Here is a 25,038-nt window from a genome sequence, read left to right as displayed (position 1 = left end):
CGAAAGGTGCTCAACTCGACATGCCCGAGCTGGTGTTCTTCTCCGGAACGATGGACTGCGGGAAGTCGACGCTGGCTCTCCAGATCGAGCACAACCGTTCGGCGCGTGGCTTGCAGGGCATGATCTTCACGCGTGACGACCGCGCCGGCGAGGGCAAGCTGTCCTCGCGGCTCGGCCTGGTCACGGACGCGGTCGAGGTCGAGGACGGGACGGACCTGTACGGGTACCTCGTCGACCACCTCTCCCAGGGCGGCCGCGCGGACTACGTCATCGCCGACGAGGCCCAGTTCCTCGCCCCGGACCAGATCGACCAACTCGCGCGCGTGGTCGACGACCTGGGCCTGGACGTCTACGCCTTCGGCATCACGACCGACTTCCGCAGCAAGCTGTTCCCCGGCTCCCAGCGCCTGGTGGAACTCGCCGACCGGGTCGAGGTGCTGCAGGTCGAGGCCCTGTGCTGGTGCGGTGCCCGCGCCACGCACAACGCCCGCACGATAGGCGGCGAGATGGTCGTCGAGGGCGCCCAGGTGGTCGTCGGCGATGTGAACCAGGCGGACGCCGTCGGCTACGAGGTGCTGTGCCGCCGCCATCACCGGCGCCGCATGACGGCGGCCAGCGCCCGCGCGGCGGCGCTGTCCCCCGACGTCCTGCCGGTGCAGCCGGTCTGAGCGGGGCAGGCGTCCGGCAGCCGATCACGAGGGCGGCTCGGACCGGGCGCCGTCAGCGCGGCGTCTGGATCAGGGAGAACCGGGCCCCCTCCGGGTCCGACACCGTTGCCACGCGCCCATGGGCGCTGTCCTCGGCCGGCCGGAGCACATGGCCGCCGAGCTCGACGATCCGGGCCAGCGTCTCGTCCGTGTCGGCGACGTCGAAGTACGTCATCCAGTGCGGGCCCCGGTCGCGGGGCAGGGCGTTGCCGACGCCGTGGATGTCGGCGACCGGGCGGCCGTCGATGCGCAGGGTGACGTGGTCGGAGTCGGCGCAGACCTCCGGCTCCTCCTCGTAGGCGAACACGCTCTGGTAGAACTTGGCGACGTTCACGGTCTCGAAGGTCAGCAGCTCGTTCCAGGCGGGGGTGCCCGGCACGCCCGTGATCGCCGTGCCGTGGTGGGCCGCCGCCTGCCAGATGCCGAAGACGGCGCCGGAGGGGTCGGAGCAGATCGCCAGTCGGCCGGCCTCTGCGGCGTCCAGCGGACCCACCCCGACGGTGCCGCCGCACAGCCGTACCGTCTCGGCGGTCAGGTCCGCGTCGTTCGAGGCGAGATAGGGCGTCCACGCGATGGGAAGGTGACGGTCGGGCGGTAGCTGGCCGATGCCGGCCACCTCACGGCCGTTCAGCAGGGCCCGCACATAGGGGCCGAGTTGGCGGGGGCCGGGCTCGAACTCCCAGCCGAACAGCGCTCCGTAGAACTCCTCGGTCGCGGCCAGCCCGTGCACCATCAGACTCACCCGGCAGGGCGTGCCGGGCGCGTGCCGGGCGTGCGTCGCGCCGTTCGGGCCGGCCGACCCCCGTGCTTCGGTCATCCGTCACTCTCTCCTCGGCCCCCTCGTGGGTGCCGTGTCGTCTCCGCTGTCCCGACCCCCGTGCCGATGCTCGCACCACCCGCGGCCGCGCGCGCTGCGGGCGCGCCGCCGCACGACGGCCGGCGCCCGGAGGGTGCCCGGTGTGCGATTTACCGCCGGTTTCCGTGCGATTGCCCACGGATGTCGATCGTCTGTACAGCATGTGCCTGATCCCGTACGCCTGGTGATCGGGCCTGTCCGGCGGGCAGAGTAACCGGAGCCGGGCGATGCGGCCACCCCGTGCGCAAGGATGGTGGCCATGAACGCCATCATCTCCGCATCCGAACTCGCGAGCGAACTGACGGGCGGGAACCCGCCGGTGTTGCTCGACGTCCGCTGGCAGCTCAGCCTGGGCAAGGCGTCCGGTGAGCCGCCGTTCGACGGCCGTGCGGCGTACGAGGCCGGGCACATCCCCGGCGCGGTCTACGTCGACCTCGACCGGGAGCTGGCCGCCGCGCCCGGTTCGCGTGGCCGCCACCCGTTGCCGGACTTGGCCGAATTCGGCGTGGCGATGCGGCGGGCGGGCGTGTCGTCCCGGATGCCGGTCGTCGTGTACGACGGCGGGCAGGGCTGGGGAGCGGCCCGGGCGTGGTGGCTGCTGCGCTGGACGGGTCACCCGAACGTGCGGGTCCTCGACGGCGGACTGCCGGCCTGGGAAGGGCCGCTGGAGACGTCCGTACCGACCCCTGCGGAGGGGGACTTCGAGCCGGCGCCCGGGGCCACGGGGCTGCTCGACGCCGACGGTGCCGCGGCGCTGGCCCGGGCCGGAGTGCTGCTGGACGCACGGGCTGGGGAGCGCTACCGCGGCGAGGTCGAGCCGATCGATCCGGTCGGCGGCCACATCCCGGGCGCCGTGTCCGCGCCCACCAACGAGAACGTGACGGCGGACGGCCGCTTCCTGCCCGCCGAGGACCTCGCGGCGCGCTTCGAGGCGCTGGGGGTGTCCGAGGGCGCGGAGGTCGGCGTGTACTGCGGCTCGGGAGTCTCCGCAGCCCATGAGGTGCTGGCACTGGCGGTCGCGGGCATTCCGGCGGAGCTGTACGTCGGTTCGTGGTCGGAGTGGTCGTCGGACCCCTCGCGGCCGGTGGCGGTGGGGCCGGATCCGCAGTAGGGCGGCGTTGGGCTGACGAAGGGGGCGCGGACCTCGATGGGCGCCCCTCTCGCACAGCACGAGGGCCACGCTGCGGTCGGCGTGGCCCTCGTCCTCGTACGGCCGCGTCAACAGCCGTACGACCGACTTACTCCTGCTTCTTGCGGCGCGTCCCGAACACGATCTCGTCCCAGCTCGGGACGGCGGCCCGGCGGCCGGGGCGGACGCCGTCCGCTTCGGCCTGGCGGTCCGTGGCGCCGATGAGGCGGTCGCGGTGGCTGCCGACGGAGCGGGGCATCAGAACGTCCGCGTAGGCGGAGCCGGCCGATGCGGCGGGGGCGGGAGGCTCCTCCGCGGCAGGTTCGTCGGCGGGTTCCTCCGTGTCCGGTTCCGTCGGGCGTTCCGGTACCACCAGGTCGCCGCGGAAGCTGGGCACCGCCTCCAGCAGGCTGGTCAGCGAGTCCCTTTCCTCCGTGGTCTCCTCGGCCGGTTCGGAGGCCTGTGCCGGCAGGCTCGGCCGGTCGAGGGCGCGGTCCAGCGAACGCTCGCGCGGGAGCCGGGCGATCCGCGGCACGAACGGGAAGCTGGGCTCCGGCGCCGCGAGGTCGTCGGACTCGCCGATCAGCGAGCGCGCCTCGTCGTCGACGGCCTGGACGAGCCGCCGGGGCGGGTCGTAGGTCCAGCTCGCCGAGTGCGGTTCGCCCGCCACCGTGTAGACCAGCAGCACTTCCCAGGTGCCGTCGTCACGGCGCCAGGAGTCCCACTGGACGGTGTCCTTGTCGGCGCCGCGCAGCAGCAGCCGCTCCTGGACGGCCTCCCCGAGCTGCGGTCCGGCGGCGTTCTCGCCGGGCCTGCGGACGGGGGTCTTGCGGGCCCGCTCGGCCATGAACGCGCGCTCGGCGAGGACGGGGCCCTCGAAGCGGCGCACGCGGTCGACGGGGATGCCGGCGAGTTGGGCGACCTCTTCCGCGGTCGCACCAGCGCGTATACGCGCCTGGATGTCACGGGGGCGGAGATGGCTCTCCACCTCGATCTCGATCTGGCCGAGACGGGGACGGTCGCCGCGCACGGCGGCGCGCAGGCGTTCGTCGATCGGAAGCGTGTACTCCGTAGAGTCGGCAGCCTTGAGCACCAGCCGTGTGCCGTCATTCGAGACGGCCACGACACGCAGTTCGGGCATGGGGACCTCCCGGGTGGTGCCTGCCGACGTCACGTGCGTCGCTGCTTCCGCTAGTCGAGTGTGGCCTGCCCGGGTGCAGCCTGCCACAACCTTGCCGAGTTGCCCGGCGTGTCGGGCACGGGCCCTGGATCGCCGTTATGGCACGGTTACCTATTCGCAACGCTAAGTGACCAACTCCGTCACCCTGTGCAACTAGCCCCCTCCCGGCGGTCCTTGAAGGCCACGGACGCCCTGGCGGGAGACCGGACCCAGGGCTCGCAACAGTACTCCATTTGGGCCACGTGCGTGGATTGGCACGCCGCCCGACTTCCGGCAAGAAGCGCGACTCGGCCGCCGGTTGAGCGGTTCCAGGATCTTGAACGTGGCGTACTTCACGCAATCCGCAGAAACGGAACTAATGGATTTCGCCTGTACGTCGCGTCGGCTACGTCCCCAACACCCTGCGCAGGTAGTCGTTCTGGAACCGGCGGTCGGGGTCCAGCCGGTCCCGCAGTTCCGTGAACTCGCCGAAGCGCGGGTACACCTGGGCGAGGTACTCGGCGTCCCGGGTGTGCACCTTGCCCCAGTGCGGCCGCCCCTCGTGCGCGGTGAAGATGCGCTCGGCGGCGGTGAAGTAGCGCTGATACGGGGTGCCTTTGACCATGTGCACGGCGATGTAGGCGCTGTCGCGGCCCGAGGCGGTGGAGAGCGTGATGTCGTCGGCCGGCGCGGTACGCACCTCGACGGGGAAGCTGACCCGGAGGCCGGAGCGGTCGACCATCGCCTTCAGTTCGCGCAGCGTCTCGACCACGGCCTCGCGCGGGACGGCGTACTCCATCTCCACGAAACGCACCCGGCGCGGTGATGTGAAGACCTTGTAGGGGATGTCGGTGTAGGTCCGGGCGGACAGGGCCTTGCTGGAGATCTGGGCGATCGCGGGGATCGTGGCGGGCACCGCGCGGCCCACCCACTGGGCCACCTGGAAGACGCCGTTGGAGAGGAACTCGTCCTCGATCCAGCCCTGGAGCTGCGGCACCGGCCTCTCCGGGCCCGCGCTGCGGTTGTTGCGCTTGGTGTTGGTGTTGCCGGTGTGCGGGAACCAGTAGAACTCGAAGTGCTCGTTCTCGGCCCAGAGTTCGTCGAAGTCCGCCAGGACCTTGTCGAACGGCATCGGCTCCTCGCGCGCGCTGAGCAGGAAGAGGGGCTCCACGGCGAAGGTGATCGCGGTGACGATGCCCAGCGCGCCGAGGCCGATCCGAGCGGCCGCGAAGACCGCGCGTTCTTCATCGGTCCCCTTCTCGGAGCAGGTGAGTACCGAGCCGTCTGCCGTCACCAGCTCCAGCGCCTTGATCTGGGCGGCGATCGAGGCCGACTCGCGGCCCGTGCCGTGGGTGCCCGTACTGGTGGCGCCGGAGACCGTCTGCTCCATGATGTCGCCCATGTTCGTCAGCGACAGGCCCTCGCGCGCCAGGGCCATGTTGAGCCTCTTGAGCGGGGTGCCGGCCTCGACCGTGACCGTCATGGCGTCCCGGTCGATGGTGCGTATTCCGGTCAAGAGTTGAGGGCGGATCAACACACCGTCGGTCGCGGCGATGGACGTGAAGGAGTGTCCGGCGCCGACCGCCTTCACTCTCAGGCCGTCCTCGGCGGCCCGGCGTACCGCCGCGGACAGCTCGTCCACAGAGGCCGGAGTGACCTCCCGCGCGGGGCGGGCGGCGACATTGCCGCCCCAGTTACGCCACGTTCCGTTCCTGCCGCTCGCTGTGCTGCTCAACGGTGCCTCCCCGACGCGGAGCCGGCCTGCTGAGCCGGCGGTACCCCAGGAAACCGACCGCGACCGCGACGGCCCCGGCCACCGCCGGAACCCCGTACCCGGCCTCCGCACCGGCCGCGTCGATCACCCAGCCGGCCATGGAGGAGCCGAGCGCGACCCCGACCGCGAGCCCGGTGCTCACCCAGGTCATGCCCTCGGTCAGTTGCGCGCGTGGTACGTGCTCTTCGATCAGGGACATGGTGGTGATCATCGTGGGAGCGACAGCCATGCCCGAGACGAACAGCGCCACGGCCAGAAACGGCAGGTTCCCGACCAGTAGGAGGGGGATCATACTCACGGCCATGGCGCATATGCCCAGCAGCCAGCGAGGTTCGGGCGCCCCCTTGAAGCGCAGCAGCCCGAAGACGAGCCCCGCCGCGCAGGAACCCGTCGCGTACAGCGCGAGGACCACGCTCGCGGCGCCCTTGTGCCCCTGCTCGTCCGCGAAGGCCACGGTGACCACGTCTACGGCCCCGAAGATCGCTCCGGTCGCCACGAACGTGGCCACCAGGACCTGCAGCCCCGGGGAGCGCAGGGCCGAGCTGCCGCCCTTGTGCTCGCTCGGATGCGGCGCGGGCTCGGTGGCCCGCTGCGCGGTCAGCCAGAAGACACCGACCGCGAGGAAGCAGCCGGCGAGCAGCGGCCCCGCCTCCGGGAACCACGCCGTGGACAGGCCGATGGAGATGATCGGCCCGAAGATGAAACAGATCTCGTCGACCACGGACTCGAAGGAGTACGCGGTGTGCAGCTGAGGCGTCCCCCGGTACAGCGCGGCCCAGCGGGCGCGGGTCATCGCCCCGACGCTCGGCACGCAGCCGATGCCGACACAGGCCGCGAACAACACCCAGTCCGGCCACCCGTAGTGCGCGGCGAACAGCAGCGCGGCCGCGCCCACGAGCGAGATCAGCGTCGCCGGACGCAGCACCCGCCGCTGCCCGTACTGGTCGACCAGCCGTGACACCTGGGGACCCGCCACCGCCGCGGCGAGCGCGATGGTGGCCGACAGGGCGCCGGCGAGGCCGTAGCGCCCGGTCAGCTGGGAGATCATCGTCACCACGCCGATGCCCATCATCGACAGCGGCATCCGGCCGAGGAAGCCCGCGGCGGAGAATGCCTTGCTGCCGGGGGCGGCGAACAGGGCGCGGTAGGGGCTGGGCACTGGAGTCTCCGGTCAGGCGGGAGCAGCGGGGGACTGCGGCGGCTCGGGGTGGCTTGCGACGCGCGGTAAGGCATGTGGATGGCCGATACAGCTTACGAGTTAGGTGACCCTAACGCACCTGGTCGGACGAGCCGGGAACCCGGGTGGTCACCCCACCGTTTCCCGGCTGTCAGTACCGGATGACAGGATCGACCCATGCCAGACGCGCACGATGCCAGCCCCTACGACGCCCTGCTCCTGCTCTCCTTCGGCGGCCCCGAGGGCCCGGACGACGTGATCCCGTTCCTGGAGAACGTCACCCGCGGGCGGGGCATCCCCAAAGAGCGCCTCAAGGAAGTCGGTGAGCACTACTTCCTGTTCGGCGGTGTCAGCCCCATCAACGACCAGAACCGCGCCCTGCTGGACGCCCTCCGCAAGGACTTCGCCGAGCACGGCCTGGATCTGCCGATCTACTGGGGCAACCGCAACTGGGCGCCGTACCTGACGGACACGCTGCGCGAGATGGTCGCCGACGGCCGCCGCCGCGTTCTCGTCTTCGCCACCAGCGCGTACGCCTCGTACTCGGGCTGCCGCCAGTACCGCGAGAACCTCGCCGACTCGCTCGCGGCGCTGGAGGCCGAGGGCCTCGAACTCCCCGAGGTCGACAAGCTGCGGCACTACTTCAACCACCCCGGCTTCCTCGAGCCGATGATCGACGGCGTGCTCGCCTCCCTCGCCGATCTCCCCGAGGACGTCCGCGACGGCGCCCACATCGCCTTCTCGACCCACTCGATCCCGACCGCCGCCGCCGACACCTCGGGCCCCGTCGAGGACCACGGCGACGGCGGGGCGTACGTCAAGCAGCACCTGGACGTCGCGCGGCTGATCGCCGACGCCGTCCGCGAGCGCACCGGCGTCGACCACCCCTGGCAGCTCGTCTACCAGTCCCGCTCCGGCGCCCCGCACATCCCATGGCTGGAGCCCGACATCTGCGACCACCTTCAGGAGCGGCACGCGGCCGGGGCCCCGGCGGTCGTCATCTCGCCCATCGGCTTCGTCTCCGACCACATGGAGGTCCTCTACGACCTCGACACGGAGGCCAAGGCCAAGGCCGAGGAGCTGGGCCTGCCGATGCGCCGCTCGGCCACCGTCGGCGACGATCCGCGCTTCGCCGCCGCGATCCGCGACCTCGTCCTGGAACGCGCCGCCGTGGAGCGGGCGGAAGAGGTCACGCCGTGTGTCCTCGGCGGGCTCGGTGCGAGCCACCACCTCTGCCCGGTGGGCTGCTGCCCGTCCCGTGCGCCCAGGCCCGCCGCCGCGGGCGCCGACAGCCCCTACGCGTGAGGAGCCACGTGACCGACGCCCAGCATTCGGACCTGCTCGCCCTGGCCCAGGAGGCCGCCCGTCGCGCGGGCGAGCTGCTGCGGGACGGCCGCCCGGCCGACCTCGCGGTCGCCGCGACCAAGTCGAGCCCGATCGACGTGGTCACCGAGATGGACATCGCGGCGGAGAAGCTGATCACCGGCCTGATCTCCGAGTACCGCCCGGACGACGGCTTCCTCGGCGAGGAGGGTGCCTCGACGGACGGCACGAGTGGCGTCCGTTGGGTGATCGACCCCCTGGACGGCACGGTCAACTACCTCTACGGGCTGCCCACCTGGGCCGTCTCCATCGCCGCCGAGCAGGACGGGGAGACGCTCGTCGGGGTGGTGGCGGCCCCGATGCGGGGCGAGACGTTCCACGCGGTCCGCGGACGGGGCGCGTGGGCCAGGGGAGCGTGGGCCGGGGAGCGCAGGCTGCGCTGCCGGCCGGCCGCTCCACTGGACCAGGCCCTGGTCTCGACCGGCTTCAACTACGTCACCGAGGTCCGCACCCACCAGGCCGACATCGCCCAGCGGCTGATCCCCCTCCTGCGCGACATCCGTAGGGGCGGCTCGGCCGCGATCGACCTGTGCGATTTGGCGGCGGGACGGCTCGACGGTTACTACGAGCGGGGGCTCCACGCCTGGGACCTCGCCGCGGGAGACCTCATCGCGCGGGAAGCGGGTGCCCTGACGGGTGGGCGGCCCGGAGAACGGCCGTCAGGCGAACTTGCGGTGGCGGCGACGCCGGGCGTCTTCGAGCCCCTCCAGCAGCTCCTGGAGGACTTCGGGGCCTGGCACGACTGACCCACTCGCGGCCGTCCGCCCCCCACCACGCAGCGAGGCCCCGGTGCTGGATTCACCGGGGCCCGCTTTCGTGCTGGTCAGACGCTGAACGCGCCGACTTCCACACCGTGCTCGGCGGCGAGGCGGCGCAGGTCGTCGAGCTCGCCCTGCTCGACCTCGACGAGGAAGTCGTCGCCCTCGTCACGCGCCCGCGTCAGGTCGGACTCGGTCGCCTTTATGCGCTGCAGAAGTCCTGCGGTGAATGCGTCCATGCTGCGCCCCCTCGTCCTGGGTCGTGGGTCGGTGGCACGGGGGTGTGCCGTTCGAAAGGGGCGATCACGTCTCCGATAGGTGCCCAGCGCTGCCCTGCCGGGCGGCGACGGTGCCGGACACCCACGCCCGCCCTGCGGAAAGCGGAACGCTGTGTACCGGATGGTGGTGCGGTACAAGCAGAGCGTGATCGCGGGGTGTACATGCCGTCCTCCCCTCGCTCTGTTCCACGGAAACCTCAACCGGACGAGAAAAATTCGCATCCCCGGGCTTCACACCCGTCCTTCATCGCCCGGTCACCCGTCTTACCGCCGACTTATGGCGGAAAAGGGCAGGATGGAGGCCAAGACACCCCACCAAGCCCCCACCCGCGCGCCGAGACAAGCGCTACGCGGGTGGACACAGGAAGGACAAGCGACGTGCGCGTACTCGTCGTCGAGGACGAGCAACTGCTCGCCGATGCGGTGGCCACCGGACTGCGCCGGGAGGCCATGGCCGTCGACGTCGTGTACGACGGTGCGGCCGCCCTGGAGCGCATCGGCGTCAACGACTACGACGTGGTCGTCCTCGACCGCGACCTCCCACTCGTGCACGGCGACGACGTCTGCCGCAAGATCGTCGAACTCGGCATGCCCACCCGCGTGCTGATGCTCACCGCCTCCGGCGACGTCAGCGACCGTGTCGAAGGGCTCGAGATCGGCGCCGACGACTATCTCCCCAAACCCTTCGCCTTCAGCGAGCTGACCGCACGTGTGCGTGCCCTCGGCCGCCGTACGAGCGTCCCGCTGCCGCCCGTCCTGGAGCGTGCCGGCATCAAGCTCGACCCGAACCGCCGCGAGGTCTTCCGCGACGGCAAGGAGGTGCAGCTCGCGCCCAAGGAGTTCGCCGTCCTGGAGGTGCTGATGCGCAGCGAGGGCGCGGTCGTCTCCGCCGAGCAACTGCTGGAGAAGGCCTGGGACGAGAACACCGACCCGTTCACCAACGTCGTGCGGGTCACCGTCATGACGCTGCGCCGCAAGCTGGGCGAACCGCCGGTGATCGTCACCGTGCCCGGCTCCGGCTACCGGATCTGATCGGCCATGGCAGCGACTCCCGCGCCTCCTCAGGCGCCTCCCAAGCCCACCTGGGACCCCCGCAGGGTGGAGCCCCCCTTCCCGTGGCTGCGCCCCACCATCCGGATAAGGCTCACGCTGCTGTACGGCGGCATGTTCCTGATCGCCGGCATCCTGCTGCTGTCGATCATCTACCTGCTGGCCGCACAGGCGATCAACACCGGCAACGAGCCGCTGTTCAAGATCGTGGACGCCAGGCAGCTCTCGGTCACCAGTGACAACTGCCCCGCCATCAGGTCCGACAACCTCACGTTCTCCCAGTTCAACCAGGCGATCACCGCCTGTATCGATGACCAGCGCCAGGTCGCCCTGGACAATCTCCTCAGCCGCTCCCTCCTGGCCCTCCTCGGCCTCGCCGTCATCGCCTTCGCCTTCGGCTACGCCATGGCCGGCCGGGTCCTGTCACCGCTCGGCCGGATCACCCGCACCGCGCGCGCGGTGGCCGGCTCCGACCTGTCCCGCCGTATCGAGCTGGACGGACCGGACGACGAGCTGAAGGAACTGGCCGACACCTTCGACGAGATGCTGGAGCGACTGCAGCGGGCCTTCACCGCCCAGCAGCGCTTCGTCGGCAACGCCTCGCACGAGCTGCGCACCCCGCTCGCGATCAACCGCACACTCCTCGAAGTGCATCTGTCCGACCCGAACGCGCCGGTGGAACTCCAGCAGCTCGGCAAGACGCTGCTGGCCACCAACGAGCGCAGCGAGCAGCTCGTGGAGGGGCTGCTGCTGCTCGCCCGCAGCGACAACCAGATCGTCGAGCGCAAACCGGTGGACCTCGCGGAGGTGGCCGAGCAGGCCGTCGACCAGGTGCGCGCGGAGGCGGAGGCCAAGGGCGTGGTCATCCGCGGCGAGCAGAAGCCCGTGGTCGTCCAGGGCAACGGCGTGCTGCTGGAGCGGGTCGCGCTGAACCTGGTGCAGAACGCCGTCCGCTACAACATCCCGGAGGGCGGCTGGGTCGAGGTCACCACCGAGGCGCAGCACGGGCAGGCGGTGCTGGTCGTCTCGAACACCGGGCCGGTGGTGCCGGCGTACGAGATCGACAACCTCTTCGAGCCCTTCAGGCGACTGCGCACGGAGCGCACGGGCAGCGACAAGGGAGTCGGCCTGGGACTGTCCATCGTGCGGTCCGTGGCCCGGGCGCACGGCGGGCACATCTCGGCGCAGCCACGGGAGGGCGGCGGGCTCGTGATGCGAGTCGCTCTGCCGATCTGAGACCATGTGCGCCGACAACTTGCCGAGATAGGGGGATGTTCGCTTTGCGCGGAATTTTCTGGGCACTCGCCTAGCAGCCCCATGTGTGATCGATCACAAGGGCGAATTTCCAGCCATCTACTGTCAGTGATCATGCGGCCTGTCGGAAAGCCGGGAAAATCCGGGTTTTCGGGGGTCTTGATCACGGGAAGTACACGGTGAGACGCCTTTGAACTGCGGCATTGGGACCGTGTACGGTCCCGTTCGCCATCCAAGCCGATCACTCTTGAGGAGTGCGGTTGGGTGTCGATTGAGTAACAGACCTTGATGTGAGGCAAAATCTCCGCCTCGGGTCGGGCACAAGTCCGGCCTCTCACGCGTTACGTGCGCTGGAGACACCGCAGACACCCAGAGGGGGAGAGCGACATGGCAACGGATTACGACACCCCACGCAAGACCGACGACGACGTCGACTCGGACAGCCTTGAAGAGCTCAAGGCCCGCCGGAATGACAAGTCGACCTCCGCGGTCGACGTCGACGAGTTCGAGGCCGCCGAGGGGCTTGAGCTGCCCGGCGCCGACCTTTCCAATGAGGAGCTGGCCGTCCGGGTGCTGCCCAAGCAGCAGGACGAGTTCACCTGCATGAGCTGCTTCCTGGTGCACCACCGCAGTCAGCTGGCCCGGGAGAAGAACGGCCAGCCGATCTGCCGCGACTGCGACTGAGGGCGGGTCGGGCATGACAGGCTCGACCCCTCCTCGGAAGCGCCGCTTCTCGTTCCGGGGAGCGGACCAGGGGCCGTCCGACGGCCCGCGCCGCGCGCGTGACGACGAGCGGGGCTCATCCGGTGCGGGAGCCTCGCTCGAACCGACGTCCGGCCGGGCCGACCTCCCGGCGCCGGCGGAGGTTCCCGCGCCCGTCGCCAGGCGCAGGGTCGCGGTGATCCGGCAGAAGGCGCGGGAAGGCGTCCGCAAGGGCGGCAGCCGCGCCAGGGCGGGTCTCGGGTACCTGGCCGACCGGATCATCGAGAACGCGCCGCGGATCCCCGTACGGGACCTCGCGACGCTTCGCCGGCAGTTCCCGGGACTCGGGCCCGAGCAACTCGCGGACAAGCTGGTCGCGGGCGCGGCGAACGCGAGCTCGACGGTCGGCGCGGGAGTCGGCGCGGCGGCGATGCTGCCGGTGCCGCCCGCGATGCCGGCGGAGCTGGCCGCCGAGGTCACCGGCGTGGCGGTGATCGAGCTGAAGCTGATCGCCGAGCTGCACGAGGTGTACGGCGTACGGCCGCCCGGCACTCTCAAGGACCGCAGTGCCGCGTATCTGTCCTCGTGGTCCGAGGAGCGCGGCATCGACCCGGCGAAACCGGCGACGGTCAACGCCGCTCTCGGCGGGCAGATGAAGCGCGAGCTGCGTCAGCAGATCATGAAGCGGATGGTGCGGAACCTGCCGAACCTCATGCCCTTCATGGTGGGCGCGACGGTGGGCGCGCTCATGAACCGCCGGGACACGAAGAAGCTCGCCGCGCGGATCCGGGCGGACCTGCGGAAGGTCCAGGTGCCGTGGGAGGAGCTGCCGCAGCAGCCGCCGTTGGAGCGCCCGGCGCAACCGCTGCGGATCGAGGACGTCGTGCGGCGGCGCGGAGGCAAGGAGCTCGGGCGCGGCTGAGACCTCGGCGCGGAGAGACCGCGGAGACCGGCAAATCCCCCTGAGACGGCCGAGGTTCTCGTGGCGCGGCGAAGTTTTTGCGGCCGGAAGAACAAGTTTTGACCAAGCCGGTGACGGCCCGTTCGGGTGTGCTAGACCGAGGCCTTCGCCGCCCTGATCGCCTCCGCCAGGCGCTCCGGTTCCCGAGTCGACAGGTACAGGTAGGGCGTCGGGTCCTCGGGGTCCGTGACCTCCACGCGCAGAGCTGTGGGGATGTAGGCGCGCAGCAGCAGGAAGGCCCGGGTGTCGGCCTTGTAGGTGCGCCAGGCGCGGGCCTCCTCCGGGTCCAGGACGTGCGCCTCACCCAGGGCGCGCAACGGGATCTTCGCCTCGCCCGCGATCAGCGAGTCGCCCACCACGCGGATGCGGACCGAGCCGTACGAGCTGGCCATGACGGCCGCCGCGGCCGTGCCGCCGACCATGCCGGCGAGCATCGGCAGGGTGCCGAACGGCAGGACGATCAGGGCGAGGGAGACCCCGGCCAGGAACGAGATCAGCCACCAGGAGCGGGGGGCGGTGAGACGTTCTTCGTACGGGGCGGCGGAGAGCTGCATGGAGCCAAGCTTGGCACGGTGTCCGATTGCCGCCGACGCGCGGGTAAGGTCTGCGGCTGTGAGTGGTACTTCAGCAGCTCTCAAGCCTCCGGCCGGCGCCGTGAAACCGGCCCGCCACCCTGACGCTCCCGCGCCCGGTGAGCTTCTCGGCGCGCACTACGGCGAGTGCTTCGGCTGTGGCGGCGAGCAGGCCCACGGGCTGCACCTGGCGGCGCGGGCCGGGGAAGGTGTCCGGATCACCGCCGAGTTCACCGTGCAGCCCGCCCATCAGGGCGCTCCCGGGCTCGCGCACGGCGGTGTGCTCGCGACCGCCCTCGACGAGACGCTCGGCTCGCTCAACTGGCTGCTGCGGACGATCGCCGTGACCGGGCGGCTGGAGACCGACTTCGTGCGGCCGGTGCCGGTGGGCACCGTGCTGTATCTGGAGGCCGAGGTGACGGCGGTGGCGGGCCGCAAGATCTACTCCACCGCGACCGGACGGATCGGCGGCCCCGACGGGCCCGTCGCCGTCCGTGCCGACGCCCTCTTCATCGAAGTGAAGGTCGACCACTTCATCGACAACGGCCGCCCGGAGGAGATCCGGGCCGCCATGAACGACCCGGACCAGGTCCGGCGTGCCCGTGCCTTCGAGGTGAACCCGTGAGCCGTGAGCCCCGTCGAGAACTCCCCGTGCTGATCCGGCGCATCGATCCCGACGTACCGCTTCCGACGTACGCGCATCCCGGTGACGCCGGAGCGGATCTGCGCACCACCGAGAGCCGCGAACTGAAGCCGGGGGAGCGGGCCGTGCTGCCCACCGGGGTGTCTGTGGCACTGCCGGAGGGGTACGCGGCCTTCGTGCACCCGCGCTCCGGTCTCGCCGCCCGCCTCGGTGTCGCCCTCGTGAATGCCCCGGGGACGGTTGATGCCGGGTACCGTGGGGAGATCAAGGTGATCGTGGTGAATCTCGACCCGCATGAGACCGTGCGGTTCGAGCGCTTCGACCGGATTGCCCAACTGGTCGTCCAGCAGGTCGAGAGGGTCCGCTTCCAGGAGGTCGCGGAGCTTCCCGACTCGGCGCGGGCCGAGGGGGGCTTCGGGTCCACCGGGGGCCATGCCGCGGTGGGCGGCACAAGCATCACAAGCGGTCAGGCCGCCGACGGCGGCCGGGCGGGTGGGAATCGATACGCTTCGGTCGTATCCGACCGGGAAGGACAGTGACGTGTTCGGACGTCGCAAGAAGAAGGGTGCCGCCGAGGACGCGGCCGGCGAGCCCGAGCAGGTCGTCGACATCGACACTGAGGCGGACGACGACGGCACGCGCGAGCGCGTGCGGCTCGAGCCGGAACCGCGGCCCGACGGGCCCTGGGACAGCTCCGAGGTCCGTGACCCCGCCGAGGGCCGCGTGGATCTGGGCGGCCTGTTCGTGCCGGGCGTCGACGGCATGGAGCTCCGCGTCGAGGTGGCGGGTGACGCGATCGTCGCGGCGACCGTCGTGCTGCGCGACAGCGCCATCCAGCTCCAGGCGTTCGCCGCGCCCAAGCGCGAGGGCATCTGGGGCGAGGTGCGCGAGGAGATCGGCTCCGGTATCACCCAGCAGGGTGGCATCATCGACGAGGTCGAGGGCCCGCTGGGCTGGGAGCTGCGGGCCCAGGTGCCGGTGCAGCTGCCGGACGGCACGGGTGGCTTCCAGGTCGTGCGGTTCGTCGGCGTGGACGGTCCCCGCTGGTTCCTGCGCGGTGTGATCTCGGGCCAGGGCGCCGTGCAGCCGCAGGCGGCCGGGCTGCTCGAGCAGATCTTCCGCGACACGGTCGTGGTCCGCGGCGAGGGCCCGATGGCGCCCCGCGACCCGATCGTCCTGAAGCTGCCGAACGACGCCCAGATGGTGCCGGAGGGCATCCAGCAGGAGGAGGCGGGTTCGCGCTTCTCCGGTGGCATGGGCCAGCTCCAGCGCGGGCCGGAGATCACCGAGGTGCGCTGAGCGCTCCGCGAGAGAACCGCATATCGATGCAGTCCCGCGCCCCTGGGGCGTGGCAGGGCCGTATCCCTACCGGGATACGGCCCTTCTCGTGTGTGAACCCTTGACGCCGCATTGGTCTGTACCTACCGTCTCCGGCCGACGCGCCTGTTCATGAGGCGCTTCACGTTCACATACGAGAACGGAAGGCCCCCACACATGCGCAGAACCGCACTCTTCGCGGCCGCGGCCGCCCTCGTCGCCGGGGTCCTCGCCTGGCCCGCCGACGCCGCCCCCACCGCCTTCGTCCACCCCGGAGTCACCGTCTCCAGGGGCCAGTTGGACTTCACCCGCTCCAAGGTCGACGCCGGCGCCCAGCCGTGGAAGGGCGCCTTCGACCGGATGATGGCGAGCAGGTACGCCGACCTGAACCGCACCCCCAAGCCGCGCGCGGTCGTCGAGTGCGGCTCGTACTCGAACCCCAACCACGGCTGCACCGACGAGCGCGAGGACGCGACAGCCGCCTACACCCAGGCCCTCGCCTGGTACCTCACCCGCGACGAGCGGCACGCGAAGAAGGCCATCGAGCTCATGGACGCCTGGTCGGCGGTGATCCGGGACCACACCAACAGCAACGCGCCCCTGCAGACGGGCTGGGCCGGCTCCTCCTGGCCCAGGGCCGCCGAGATCATCAAGCACACGTACACCGGGGGCTGGGCCAACTCCGGCCGGTTCGCCACCATGCTCCGCACCGTCTACCTGCCCGAGATCATCAACGGCTCGCACTCCAACGGCAACTGGGAGCTGTCGATGATGGAGGCCGCCGTCGGCATCTCCGTCTTCCTCGAGGACAAGGCGTCGTACGACAAGGCCATGGCGAAGTTCCGCACCCGCACCGCCGCCTATGTCTACCTGTCCTCCGACGGCTCCCTGCCGAAGACCGTGCCCAGCCAGAACCTCGACACCCGGGACAAGATCGTCCGGTACTGGCAGGGCCAGTCCACCTTCGTCACCGGCCTCACCCAGGAGACCTGCCGCGACCTCACGCACACCGGGTACGGCATCTCCGCGATCTCGCACGTCGCGGAGACCAGCCGGATCCAGGGACAGGACCTGTACGGCACCGACGTCGGCGAGCGGCTGCGGCACGCGCTCGGCTTCCAGGCCAAGTACGAGCTCGGTGCGGCCGTGCCCGGCTGGCTGTGCGGCGGCTCGCTGCACCTCGGGCTCGGCCCGGTCACCGAGGTCGGACACAACGCCTTGGCCAACCGGCTGGGCCAGGCCATGACCAACACCGAGGCACTCACCGAGCGCAACCGCCCGGCCGGCAGCAACAACCTCTTCGTGGCCTGGGAGACCCTCACCCACGGCGACAACCCCGGCTGAGCCCCGACGAGGCGACGGCGGGAGCGTCAGAGTTGCGTCAAAGACGCCCCCGCCGTCGCACCCGGCCCCATTTGTCGCGATTGCTGGTCGTAAGGTCGACGCTGCGCAGACAACAGCGGGACCGGAAGACAATGAGGCCATGGGACGCGGCAAGCTTCGGATCTACCTCGGTGCGGCACCGGGCGTCGGCAAGACGTACGCGATGCTGTCCGAGGGGCACCGCCGTGTGGAGCGGGGCACCGACTGCGTGGTCGCGTTCGTCGAGCATCACGAGCGGCCGCGCACCGAGGTGATGCTGCACGGCCTGGAGCAGGTACCGCGCCGGGAGCTGGAGTACCGGGGGAGCCGCTTCACGGAGATGGACGTCGACGCGGTGCTGGCACGGCGTCCGCAGGTGGCGCTGGTGGACGAGCTGGCCCACTCGAACATCCCCGGGTCGCGCAACGCCAAGCGCTGGCAGGACGTGGAGGAGCTGCTCGCGGCCGGGATCGACGTGGTGTCGACGGTCAACATCCAGCACCTGGAGTCGTTGGGCGACGTCGTCGAGTCGATCACCGGTGTACGGCAGCAGGAGACGGTCCCGGACGAGGTCGTGCGCCGCGCGGACCAGGTCGAGCTGGTCGACATGTCGCCGCAGGCGCTGCGGCGGCGGATGGCGCACGGCAACATCTACAAGCCGGACAAGGTCGACGCGGCGCTGTCCAACTACTTCCGCCCCGGGAACCTGACCGCGCTGCGGGAGCTGGCGCTGTTGTGGGTGGCGGACCGGGTCGACGAGTACCTGAAGCAGTACCGCGCCGATCACCGGGTGTCGGCGATCTGGGGTTCGCGGGAGCGGATCGTGGTCGGGCTGACCGGTGGTCCGGAGGGGCGGACCCTGATCCGCCGGGCGGCCCGGCTGGCGGAGAAGGGCGCGGGCGGTGAGGTGCTGGCGGTCTACATCGCCCGCGGCGACGGCCTGACGTCGGCCTCGCCGAAGGAGTTGGCCGTCCAGCGCACGCTGGTCGAGGATCTGGGCGGCACCTTCCACCATGTCGTCGGCGACGACATCCCGGCCGCGCTGCTGGACTTCGCACGAGGCGTCAACGCCACCCAGATAGTCCTCGGCTCCTCGCGGCGCAGGAGCTGGCAGTACGTCTTCGGGCCGGGCGTGGGCGCGACGGTCGCCCGGGACTCCGGCCCCGACCTCGACGTGCACATCGTCACGCACGAGGAGGCCGCCCGGGGACGCGGGCTGCCCGTGGCCCGGGGAGCGCGCCTCGGCCGGTCCCGGATCCTGTGGGGCTGGCTCACCGGAGTCGGCGGTCCGCTGCTGCTGACCCTGCTGCTGACCCATGTCGACGCCGACCTCGGTCTCGCGAACGACATGCTGCTGTTCCTGACCCTGACGGTGGCGGCGGCCCTCCTCGGCGGGCTCCTGCCCGCACTGGCCTCGGCGGCGGCCGGATCACTGCTGCTCAACTGGTTCTTCACGCCACCGCTGCACCGCATCTCGATCGCCGACCCGAGGAACCTCCTCGCGCTCCTGATCTTCGTCTTCGTGGCGGTGGCCGTAGCCTCCGTGGTCGACCTCGCCGCCCGCCGCACCCACCAGGCGGCCCGGCTGCGCGCCGAGTCCGAGATCCTGGCCTTCCTGGCGGGCAACGTGCTGCGCGGCGAGACCGGGCTGGAGGAACTCCTGGAGCGGGTCCGGGAGACCTTCGCCATGGAGTCGGCGGCCCTGCTGGAACGCCAGAGCGACGTCGACCCGTGGACCTGCGTGGGCAGCGTCGGCACGGGGCGCGCGCCGGAGCGGCCGGACGACGCGGACGTCGACGTACCGGTCGGCGACCACCTGGCGCTCGCCCTGACCGGCCGGGTCCTGCCCGCCGAGGACCGCCGGGTCCTCGCCGCCTTCGCCGCCCAGTCCGCCGTCGCCCTGGACCGCCGACGCCTCCAGCGCGAGGCCGACCAGGCCAAGGAACTGGCCGAGGGCAACCGGATCCGCACCGCCCTGCTGGCCGCCGTCAGCCATGACCTGCGAACCCCCCTCGCGGGCATCAAGGCGGCCGTCTCCTCCCTGCGGTCCGACGACGTGGCGTGGTCCGAGGAGGACGAGGCGGAGCTGCTGGAGGGCATCGAGGAGGGCGCCGACCGGCTGGACCACCTCGTCGGCAACCTCCTGGACATGTCCCGGCTGCACACGGGCACGGTCACGCCGCTGATCCGCGAGGTCGACCTCGACGAGGTGGTGCCCATGGCGCTGGGCGGGGTGCCGGAGGACAGCGTGGAGCTGGACATCCCCGAGACGCTGCCCATGGTCGCCGTTGACCCCGGGCTGCTGGAGCGGTCGGTGGCCAACCTGGTCGAGAACGCCGTCAAGTACAGCCGGGACGGCGACGCCGTCCTCGTGTCCGCGAGCGCCATCGCCGACCGTGTGGAGGTGCGGGTCGTCGACCGCGGCCGCGGCGTCCCCGACGAGGCCAAGGAACGCATCTTCGAGCCCTTCCAGCGCCACGGTGACGCCCCGCGCGGGGCGGGAGTGGGACTCGGCCTCGCGGTCGCGCGCGGCTTCGCGGAGGCCATGAGCGGCACCCTCAACGCCGAGGACACGCCCGGTGGCGGACTCACCATGGTGCTCACCCTGCGGGCGGCGGGACCGCGCCCGGAGCTTCAGGAGGGGGGCGCGTCGACGGAGCGCCCCGTGGAACCCGAAAGGCAGGTCACCGCATGACCCGGGTGCTGGTGGTGGACGACGAGCCGCAGATCGTGCGCGCCCTCGTGATCAACCTCAAGGCCCGCAAGTACGAGGTCGACGCGGCCCACGACGGGGCCACCGCCCTCGAACTCGCCGCCGCCCGCCACCCCGACGTGGTCGTCCTCGATCTCGGGCTGCCCGACATGGACGGCGTCGAGGTGATCCGCGGGCTGCGGGGCTGGACCCGGGTGCCGATCCTGGTGCTCTCCGCCCGGCACTCCTCCGACGAGAAGGTCCAGGCGCTGGACGCGGGCGCCGACGACTACGTCACCAAGCCCTTCGGCATGGACGAGCTGCTGGCCCGGCTGCGGGCCGCCGTCCGCCGGGCCGAGCCGGTCGGGCCCGGCGAGGACGACGTGACGACCGTGGAGACGGAGGCGTTCACCGTCGACCTGGCCGCGAAGAAGGTCAACCGGGACGGCAGGGACGTACGGCTGACCCCGACGGAATGGCATCTGCTGGAGGTGCTGGTACGCAACACGGGGCGCCTCGTCAGCCAGAAGCAGCTGTTGCAGGAGGTGTGGGGGCCGTCCTACGGGACGGAGACCAACTACCTGCGGGTGTACATGGCGCAGCTGCGCAGGAAGCTGGAGGCCGACCCTTCGCATCCCGAGCACTTCATCACGGAGCCGGGCATGGGATACCGCTTCGAGAAGTGAGATTCGAGCGTCGGTACCGCGGCTACGAAGGTGTCGGTGGACCCCGGTACGCTTCAAGACATGAGTGCTGTTCCTCGTTCCGAAAAGCCGGTGGGCCGGTTCCGGCGCATGCTCGACCGGCTCTCCTCGTCGCAGGAGGACCTGGAGTCCGAGGAACTGCGTGAGGACGCCGAGACGGCCGGATGCACCAAGATCGGTGACTGCCGTGACCGGCAGATCGTGACGGTTACTGGTACCTTGCGCACGGTCACCCTGCGGCCGCGTGCGGGAGTGCCGGCCCTGGAGGCCGAGCTGTTCGACGGCTCCGCCGCCCTGGACGTGGTGTGGCTCGGCAGGCGCTCCATAGTCGGGATAGAGCCGGGGCGCCGGCTGATCGCATCGGGCCGGATCGCCATGAGCCGGGGCCGCCGGGTGCTGTTCAACCCGAAATACGAACTGAGACCCCTTGGACGGGAGTAGCCGGTGACGTCGCTCGACAAGCCGACCGAAGACACCACCGCAGACGCCGAGCACGACGCCCGGGCGGTGACCGAGGCCGCGCTGTTCGAGGCGTTCGGCGGCATGCGCGGCATGATCGAGACGGTGCTGCCCGGTCTGCTCTTCGTCACCATCTACACGATCAACAAGGACCTGCACCTGTCGGCGATCGCCGCGCTCGCGGTGTCCTTGGTGCTCGTGGTGGTGCGCCTGGTGATGCGGGACACCATCAAGCACGCGTTCAGCGGCGTCTTCGGCGTCGCCTTCGGTGTCGTGTTCGCGATGATGACGGGCAACGCCAAGGACTTCTACCTGCCCGGCATGCTCTACACGCTGGGGCTGGGGCTCGCCTACATCATCACGACCTTGTGCGGTGTGCCGCTGATCGGGCTGATCCTCGGACCGGTGTTCAAGGAGAACCTCTCCTGGCGTACGCGCAACCCCGGGCGCAAGAAGGCGTACGCGAAGGCCAGTTGGGCGTGGGGACTGATCCTGCTCACCAAGTGCGCGATCCTCTTCCCGCTGTACCTGTGGGCGGACACCACGCAGCTGGGCTGGGTGCTGGTCGCGCTGAAGATCCCGCCGTTCCTGCTGGCCGTGTGGCTGACGTGGGTGTTCCTGGCGAAGGCGCCGGCGCCGATCGACGTGTTCGCGGAGATGGAGGCGGCGGAGCGGGCCGAGGAGGAGCGCAAGGCGGCGTCGGCCGCGGAGCAGGCGGACGAGGCAGGCGGGCGGCACCGCCCCGAGGCATAGAAGGCGATACGACGACGGAGGGCGCCCTGCACACGCAGGGCGCCCTCCGTCGTCGTAGCCCTCGAAGGGCTCAGCTCGTCGTGTCCTCGCGGCGCACCGACAGCAGGTCCTCCAACTGCTCCTCCCTCGCCTGGGCGGCGACGAAGAGGAGTTCGTCGCCCGCTTCGAGGGAGTCCTCGCGGGACGGGGTGAGGACTCGGGTACCGCGGATGATGGTGACCAAGGAGGTGTCCTCGGGCCATTCCACGTCGCCGACCTGGGTGCCGGCCAGGGCCGACTCCTCCGGAAGCGTCAGCTCGACGAGGTTGGCGTCGCCGTGGCTGAAGCGGAGCAGGCGGACCAGGTCGCCGACGCTCACCGCCTCCTCGACCAGGGCCGACATCAGGCGGGGGGTGGAGACCGCGACGTCCACGCCCCAGGACTCGTTGAACAGCCACTCGTTCTTGGGGTTGTTCACTCGGGCCACGACGCGCGGGACGCCGTACTCCGTCTTCGCCAGCAGGGAGATGACCAGGTTGACCTTGTCGTCCCCCGTCGCGGCGATCACCACGTTGCAGCGCTGAAGGGCCGCCTCGTCCAGCGACGTGATCTCGCAGGCGTCGGCCAGCAGCCACTCCGCCTGCGGGACGCGCTCGACCGAGATGGCGGTCGGCGCCTTGTCGATGAGCAGGATCTCGTGGCCGTTCTCCAGCAGTTCGCCCGCGATGGAGCGGCCCACCGCGCCGGCACCGGCAATGGCGACCCTCATCAGTGACCGCCCTCCTCTTCGGGTCCCTTGGCGAACGCCGCCTCGACCTTGTCGACCTCGTCGGTGCGCATCATCACGTGCACCAGGTCGCCCTCCTGCAGCACCGTCTGCGACGTGGGCAGGATCGCCTCGCCCAGCCGGGTCAGGAACGCGACGCGGACGCCCGTCTCCTCCTGCAGCCTGCTGATCTTGTGCCCCACCCAGGCCGCGGACGCGTGCACCTCGGCGAGCTGGACGCCGCCGGTGGGGTCCCGCCACAGCGGCTCGGCGCCCGAGGGCAGCAGGCGGCGCAGCATCTGGTCGGCGGTCCAGCGGACCGTGGCCACGGTCGGGATGCCGAGGCGTTGGTAGACCTCGGCGCGGCGGGGGTCGTAGATACGGGCCGCGACGTTCTCCACGCCGAACATCTCGCGGGCGACGCGCGCGGAGATGATGTTGGAGTTGTCCCCGCTGGAGACGGCGGCGAACGCGCCCGCCTCCTCGATGCCCGCCTCGCGCAGCGTGTCCTGGTCGAAGCCGACCCCGGTGACCCGGCGGCCGCCGAACCCGGGACCCAGCCGGCGGAACGCGGTGGGGTCCTGGTCGATCACGGCGACCGTGTGTCCCTGTTGCTCCAGGGTCTGGGCCAGAGCGGAGCCCACCCTTCCGCAACCCATGATGACGATGTGCACGGCGCTTACCCCGCACTCCTCGTTAGGCGTCTGACTTGCGTGAACGTGGTGCTCATATCCTTCTCTCGGTTCGCCGGGCAACAGTCGCGGGCCGTCGGGGACCGCTGGGCAACATCATGCCGGGGAATCCCGTCGATGATCCCTCGTGGTCGGATCGTGGGCCCGCCTGTGCCTCAGTCCACCGTAACGTCAGGGTCGGACACCTCGGAGGGGGCGTCGGGTCGTGCCTTGACCTTCGAGTTGGTCGAAGCCCGATGATGCCGAGGTGCCCCCTCATGAGCTGATGCCGATCGGCGTCTTCGCCCGACGCAGTGGACTGACCTCCAGCGCGCTGCGGTTCTACGACGACTGCGGGCTGCTCGCCCCCGCCGAGGTCGACCCGGACTCGGGCTACCGCTACTACAGCGCCGAGCAGATGCCCCGGGCGACCGTGCTTCGTCGACTCCGGGAGATCGGCATGCCCCTCACCGCTGTCGAGGCGGTTCTCGACGCCGCCCCCGGGGACGCGGCCCGGCTGATCGACGAGCACGTCGCGAGGCTCCATGAGGATGCGGTCGCGGCCCGGCGGAAGGCCGTGGTCATCAAGTCCTCGCTCTCCGACGTGCCGGGTCTGCCGATCGCCGCGTTGAAGGGCCCGGTGCTGGCCGACGCGGTCGAGCAGGTCCTCACGGCGACCGCCCGTGATCCCCGGATGCCGGTGCTGGGCGGTCTGTGTGTCGAGGCGGCGCCGGAAGCGATCACGCTGACCGCGACCGACCGCTACTGGCTGTCCACGCGCACCCTGGTTCCGGCCGAATCGGCGGCCGCGACCCCGGCGGCCGCGACCTGGACGGCCACGACCCCGGCGGCCACGACCTGGGCCGGCACGGTCGACGGCGACGAGCTGCGGACCGCCGCCGCGGAGGCCCGCCGCAGCCCACTGGTACGCGTCGAAGCGACGCCGTACGGGATCTGGCTGCGCATGGCGGCGGGCCGAGAGGACCAGTACTGCCGGTTGCTGGGGGAGGAGTACCCCGACCACCGGTCGATGCTCGCCTCGCTGCCCGCGGTCACCACGCGGGTGACGATCGCCAAGGACCTGCTCCTAAGGGCCCTGGAAGGACACTCCGGTGAGCACATCGCGCTGCGGATCGACGAGCACGGCATGTACACCCTGACGACCGGTGACGAGCGCGCCGGCCACCGGATCCCGGCCACCGTGACGGGGCAGGCACTTGGGATCTCCTTCGCGCAGACCACGCTCTATCCGGCCGTCAGCACCGCCGTCGGACCCGACGTGCTGCTCGACCTGCGGGGCGCCGACCAGCCCGCCACGATCCGCTCCGCCGACCGCGGCGACCTCACCACCTTGGCCATGCCCATCAAGCCCGCCCCCGCCACCTGAGCGGGACGACGACGAGGACCACCGCCATGACCGCCACTCCCACCGCCCCCGACCCGACCATGGACGCCATCGGCCGAGCCGTCGCCGAAGGACGAGCCGGCGACATCGCCTCCGCCCGCCGCGAACTCCTCGCCCTGTGGTCCGCGATCGGTGTCACCGGCGATCCGCTGCACCGCTGCACCCTCGCGCACCATCTGGCCGATCTGTACGACGACCCCGCCCAGGCTCTGGTCTGGGACGTCCGGGCCCTGGACGCCGCCGACGCCGTGACCGAGCGACGCGTTCAGGACCATCACCCCGGCCTCCATGTCACCGCCTTCTATCCGTCGCTGCACCTGAACCTCGCTGACGACCACCGCCGACTCGGTTCCTTCGACGCGGCCGCCGAACACATCGACGCCGCCCGGAAACACGCCCCCGCCCTTCCCCGGGATCCCTACGGCGAGCTCCTTCGCGCCGGCATCGAACGGGTGGCCGAGGCCATCACCAGGCGGGAGACGGCCGAGTCGACCACGCCCAGGTGAGTCGAGGTGAGTCGAGGTGAA

Annotated in this window: 26 protein-coding genes; 18 read left to right on the top strand and 8 right to left on the bottom strand. The window is 71.0% G+C overall.

The window, feature by feature from the left end; translation table 11 throughout:
- Nucleotides 1-20: 20 nt before the first annotated feature.
- Nucleotides 21-668, top strand: coding sequence for a thymidine kinase (locus tag ABZ078_RS14230; RefSeq protein WP_356574994.1), 648 nt, complete (start codon nucleotides 21-23; stop codon nucleotides 666-668).
- A 52-nt stretch (nucleotides 669-720) separates the two neighbouring features.
- Here the strand turns inward: ABZ078_RS14230 and ABZ078_RS14225 are convergent, their stop codons facing one another.
- Complete coding sequence (locus tag ABZ078_RS14225; protein ID WP_356574992.1) at nucleotides 721-1,524, bottom strand: VOC family protein; 804 nt, start codon at nucleotides 1,522-1,524, stop codon at nucleotides 721-723.
- Nucleotides 1,525-1,822: 298 nt separating this feature from the next.
- Between ABZ078_RS14225 and ABZ078_RS14220 the strand changes: the two genes are divergently transcribed.
- The gene (locus ABZ078_RS14220; RefSeq protein ID WP_356574991.1) at nucleotides 1,823-2,674 is read left to right on the top strand and encodes a sulfurtransferase; all 852 of its coding nucleotides are present in this window, start codon (nucleotides 1,823-1,825) and stop codon (nucleotides 2,672-2,674) included.
- Between the two features lie 127 nt (nucleotides 2,675-2,801).
- Here ABZ078_RS14220 and sepH read toward each other — a convergent pair whose 3' ends face one another.
- The 3 genes from sepH to ABZ078_RS14205 all read right to left on the bottom strand — a co-directional run bounded on the left by sepH (nucleotide 2,802) and on the right by ABZ078_RS14205 (nucleotide 6,784).
- Complete coding sequence (sepH, locus tag ABZ078_RS14215; RefSeq protein ID WP_356574989.1) at nucleotides 2,802-3,833, bottom strand: septation protein SepH; 1,032 nt, start codon at nucleotides 3,831-3,833, stop codon at nucleotides 2,802-2,804.
- A 424-nt stretch (nucleotides 3,834-4,257) separates the two neighbouring features.
- Nucleotides 4,258-5,586: a D-arabinono-1,4-lactone oxidase gene (locus tag ABZ078_RS14210; RefSeq protein ID WP_356574987.1), complete on the bottom strand. Its 1,329-nt coding sequence runs from the start codon at nucleotides 5,584-5,586 to the stop codon at nucleotides 4,258-4,260.
- Nucleotides 5,546-6,784 carry an MFS transporter gene (locus ABZ078_RS14205; RefSeq protein ID WP_356574985.1) on the bottom strand — a complete coding sequence of 413 codons (1,239 nt, stop codon included), beginning with the start codon at nucleotides 6,782-6,784 and terminating at the stop codon, nucleotides 5,546-5,548. Before ABZ078_RS14205 ends, ABZ078_RS14210 begins: the two co-directional genes overlap by 41 nt.
- A gap of 195 nt (nucleotides 6,785-6,979) precedes the next feature.
- Between ABZ078_RS14205 and ABZ078_RS14200 the strand changes: the two genes are divergently transcribed.
- Nucleotides 6,980-8,107 (top strand): ferrochelatase, encoded by a 1,128-nt coding sequence (locus tag ABZ078_RS14200; RefSeq protein ID WP_356574983.1) that lies wholly within the window; start codon nucleotides 6,980-6,982, stop codon nucleotides 8,105-8,107.
- Nucleotides 8,108-8,115: 8 nt separating this feature from the next.
- A complete protein-coding gene (locus ABZ078_RS14195; RefSeq protein WP_356574981.1) occupies nucleotides 8,116-8,931 on the top strand; it encodes an inositol monophosphatase family protein in 816 nt (271 codons plus the stop codon).
- A gap of 77 nt (nucleotides 8,932-9,008) precedes the next feature.
- Here ABZ078_RS14195 and ABZ078_RS14190 read toward each other — a convergent pair whose 3' ends face one another.
- On the bottom strand, nucleotides 9,009-9,182 hold the full coding sequence (locus ABZ078_RS14190) for a hypothetical protein (RefSeq protein WP_356574979.1): 174 nt from the start codon (nucleotides 9,180-9,182) through the stop codon (nucleotides 9,009-9,011).
- A gap of 417 nt (nucleotides 9,183-9,599) precedes the next feature.
- On the opposite strand from ABZ078_RS14190, the gene ABZ078_RS14185 reads away from it, so the two are divergent.
- From ABZ078_RS14185 to ABZ078_RS14170, 4 genes are all read left to right on the top strand, one after another.
- Nucleotides 9,600-10,253, top strand: a complete 654-nt coding sequence (locus tag ABZ078_RS14185; protein WP_007385219.1) for a response regulator transcription factor — start codon at nucleotides 9,600-9,602, stop codon at nucleotides 10,251-10,253.
- Nucleotides 10,254-10,259: 6 nt separating this feature from the next.
- Entirely contained in the window at nucleotides 10,260-11,507 is a 1,248-nt protein-coding gene (locus ABZ078_RS14180; RefSeq protein WP_356574977.1) for a HAMP domain-containing sensor histidine kinase, read from the top strand.
- Nucleotides 11,508-11,912: 405 nt separating this feature from the next.
- Entirely contained in the window at nucleotides 11,913-12,209 is a 297-nt protein-coding gene (locus tag ABZ078_RS14175) for a DUF4193 domain-containing protein (protein WP_005481602.1), read from the top strand.
- A 13-nt stretch (nucleotides 12,210-12,222) separates the two neighbouring features.
- A complete protein-coding gene (locus tag ABZ078_RS14170; RefSeq protein ID WP_356574975.1) occupies nucleotides 12,223-13,149 on the top strand; it encodes a hypothetical protein in 927 nt (308 codons plus the stop codon).
- Between the two features lie 131 nt (nucleotides 13,150-13,280).
- Here ABZ078_RS14170 and ABZ078_RS14165 read toward each other — a convergent pair whose 3' ends face one another.
- Nucleotides 13,281-13,742 (bottom strand): DUF3093 domain-containing protein, encoded by a 462-nt coding sequence (locus tag ABZ078_RS14165; RefSeq protein ID WP_356574973.1) that lies wholly within the window; start codon nucleotides 13,740-13,742, stop codon nucleotides 13,281-13,283.
- Between the two features lie 58 nt (nucleotides 13,743-13,800).
- Between ABZ078_RS14165 and ABZ078_RS14160 the strand changes: the two genes are divergently transcribed.
- The 8 genes from ABZ078_RS14160 to ABZ078_RS14125 all read left to right on the top strand — a co-directional run bounded on the left by ABZ078_RS14160 (nucleotide 13,801) and on the right by ABZ078_RS14125 (nucleotide 21,690).
- Nucleotides 13,801-14,385: a PaaI family thioesterase gene (locus tag ABZ078_RS14160; protein WP_356574971.1), complete on the top strand. Its 585-nt coding sequence runs from the start codon at nucleotides 13,801-13,803 to the stop codon at nucleotides 14,383-14,385.
- On the top strand, nucleotides 14,382-14,942 hold the full coding sequence (gene dut / locus ABZ078_RS14155) for a dUTP diphosphatase (RefSeq protein WP_356574969.1): 561 nt from the start codon (nucleotides 14,382-14,384) through the stop codon (nucleotides 14,940-14,942). The genes ABZ078_RS14160 and dut overlap by 4 nt, the downstream gene beginning before the upstream one ends.
- A gap of 1 nt (nucleotide 14,943) precedes the next feature.
- The gene (locus ABZ078_RS14150; protein WP_356574968.1) at nucleotides 14,944-15,702 is read left to right on the top strand and encodes a DUF3710 domain-containing protein; all 759 of its coding nucleotides are present in this window, start codon (nucleotides 14,944-14,946) and stop codon (nucleotides 15,700-15,702) included.
- A 195-nt stretch (nucleotides 15,703-15,897) separates the two neighbouring features.
- Nucleotides 15,898-17,064: an alginate lyase family protein gene (locus ABZ078_RS14145; protein WP_356574966.1), complete on the top strand. Its 1,167-nt coding sequence runs from the start codon at nucleotides 15,898-15,900 to the stop codon at nucleotides 17,062-17,064.
- Nucleotides 17,065-17,203: 139 nt separating this feature from the next.
- Nucleotides 17,204-19,777 (top strand): DUF4118 domain-containing protein, encoded by a 2,574-nt coding sequence (locus ABZ078_RS14140; RefSeq protein WP_356574964.1) that lies wholly within the window; start codon nucleotides 17,204-17,206, stop codon nucleotides 19,775-19,777.
- The gene (locus ABZ078_RS14135) at nucleotides 19,774-20,460 is read left to right on the top strand and encodes a response regulator (protein WP_356574962.1); all 687 of its coding nucleotides are present in this window, start codon (nucleotides 19,774-19,776) and stop codon (nucleotides 20,458-20,460) included. The genes ABZ078_RS14140 and ABZ078_RS14135 overlap by 4 nt, the downstream gene beginning before the upstream one ends.
- A 60-nt stretch (nucleotides 20,461-20,520) precedes the next feature.
- Complete coding sequence (locus ABZ078_RS14130) at nucleotides 20,521-20,919, top strand: OB-fold nucleic acid binding domain-containing protein (protein ID WP_356574960.1); 399 nt, start codon at nucleotides 20,521-20,523, stop codon at nucleotides 20,917-20,919.
- A gap of 3 nt (nucleotides 20,920-20,922) precedes the next feature.
- Nucleotides 20,923-21,690, top strand: coding sequence for a DUF3159 domain-containing protein (locus ABZ078_RS14125; protein WP_356574958.1), 768 nt, complete (start codon nucleotides 20,923-20,925; stop codon nucleotides 21,688-21,690).
- 70 nt (nucleotides 21,691-21,760) lie between these two features.
- Here the strand turns inward: ABZ078_RS14125 and ABZ078_RS14120 are convergent, their stop codons facing one another.
- Both ABZ078_RS14120 and ABZ078_RS14115 read right to left on the bottom strand, forming a co-directional pair.
- Nucleotides 21,761-22,438, bottom strand: a complete 678-nt coding sequence (locus ABZ078_RS14120; protein WP_356574956.1) for a TrkA family potassium uptake protein — start codon at nucleotides 22,436-22,438, stop codon at nucleotides 21,761-21,763.
- Complete coding sequence (locus tag ABZ078_RS14115; RefSeq protein ID WP_128430916.1) at nucleotides 22,438-23,109, bottom strand: TrkA family potassium uptake protein; 672 nt, start codon at nucleotides 23,107-23,109, stop codon at nucleotides 22,438-22,440. Before ABZ078_RS14115 ends, ABZ078_RS14120 begins: the two co-directional genes overlap by 1 nt.
- Nucleotides 23,110-23,374: 265 nt before the next feature.
- Here ABZ078_RS14115 and ABZ078_RS14110 point away from each other — a divergent pair, with 265 nt between their 5' ends.
- Complete coding sequence (locus tag ABZ078_RS14110) at nucleotides 23,375-24,493, top strand: MerR family transcriptional regulator (protein ID WP_356574954.1); 1,119 nt, start codon at nucleotides 23,375-23,377, stop codon at nucleotides 24,491-24,493.
- Between the two features lie 26 nt (nucleotides 24,494-24,519).
- Nucleotides 24,520-25,017 (top strand): hypothetical protein, encoded by a 498-nt coding sequence (locus ABZ078_RS14105; RefSeq protein WP_356574952.1) that lies wholly within the window; start codon nucleotides 24,520-24,522, stop codon nucleotides 25,015-25,017.
- Nucleotides 25,018-25,038: the final 21 nt, after the last annotated feature.

Source organism: Streptomyces sp. NPDC006385 (assembly GCF_040612485.1).
Taxonomy (GTDB): domain Bacteria; phylum Actinomycetota; class Actinomycetes; order Streptomycetales; family Streptomycetaceae; genus Streptomyces.
Note: the sequence above shows the minus strand (reverse complement) of the source record. Positions and strands in the feature narration are given on the sequence as shown.

What these genes read in the sequence shown, in the direction of transcription:
- ABZ078_RS14140 (WP_356574964.1), top strand. Translation starts at nt 17,204, where the DNA reads ATGGGACGCGGCAAGCTTCGGATCTACCTCGGTGCGGCACCGGGCGTC.
- ABZ078_RS14230 (WP_356574994.1), top strand. Translation starts at nt 21, where the DNA reads ATGCCCGAGCTGGTGTTCTTCTCCGGAACGATGGACTGCGGGAAGTCG.
- ABZ078_RS14105 (WP_356574952.1), top strand. Translation starts at nt 24,520, where the DNA reads ATGACCGCCACTCCCACCGCCCCCGACCCGACCATGGACGCCATCGGC.
- ABZ078_RS14180 (WP_356574977.1), top strand. Translation starts at nt 10,260, where the DNA reads ATGGCAGCGACTCCCGCGCCTCCTCAGGCGCCTCCCAAGCCCACCTGG.
- ABZ078_RS14175 (WP_005481602.1), top strand. Translation starts at nt 11,913, where the DNA reads ATGGCAACGGATTACGACACCCCACGCAAGACCGACGACGACGTCGAC.
- ABZ078_RS14170 (WP_356574975.1), top strand. Translation starts at nt 12,223, where the DNA reads ATGACAGGCTCGACCCCTCCTCGGAAGCGCCGCTTCTCGTTCCGGGGA.
- ABZ078_RS14165 (WP_356574973.1), bottom strand. Translation starts at nt 13,742, where the DNA reads ATGCAGCTCTCCGCCGCCCCGTACGAAGAACGTCTCACCGCCCCCCGC.
- ABZ078_RS14200 (WP_356574983.1), top strand. Translation starts at nt 6,980, where the DNA reads ATGCCAGACGCGCACGATGCCAGCCCCTACGACGCCCTGCTCCTGCTC.
- ABZ078_RS14225 (WP_356574992.1), bottom strand. Translation starts at nt 1,524, where the DNA reads ATGACCGAAGCACGGGGGTCGGCCGGCCCGAACGGCGCGACGCACGCC.
- ABZ078_RS14135 (WP_356574962.1), top strand. Translation starts at nt 19,774, where the DNA reads ATGACCCGGGTGCTGGTGGTGGACGACGAGCCGCAGATCGTGCGCGCC.
- sepH (WP_356574989.1), bottom strand. Translation starts at nt 3,833, where the DNA reads ATGCCCGAACTGCGTGTCGTGGCCGTCTCGAATGACGGCACACGGCTG.
- ABZ078_RS14220 (WP_356574991.1), top strand. Translation starts at nt 1,823, where the DNA reads ATGAACGCCATCATCTCCGCATCCGAACTCGCGAGCGAACTGACGGGC.
- ABZ078_RS14120 (WP_356574956.1), bottom strand. Translation starts at nt 22,438, where the DNA reads ATGAGGGTCGCCATTGCCGGTGCCGGCGCGGTGGGCCGCTCCATCGCG.
- ABZ078_RS14130 (WP_356574960.1), top strand. Translation starts at nt 20,521, where the DNA reads ATGAGTGCTGTTCCTCGTTCCGAAAAGCCGGTGGGCCGGTTCCGGCGC.
- ABZ078_RS14190 (WP_356574979.1), bottom strand. Translation starts at nt 9,182, where the DNA reads ATGGACGCATTCACCGCAGGACTTCTGCAGCGCATAAAGGCGACCGAG.
- ABZ078_RS14145 (WP_356574966.1), top strand. Translation starts at nt 15,898, where the DNA reads ATGCGCAGAACCGCACTCTTCGCGGCCGCGGCCGCCCTCGTCGCCGGG.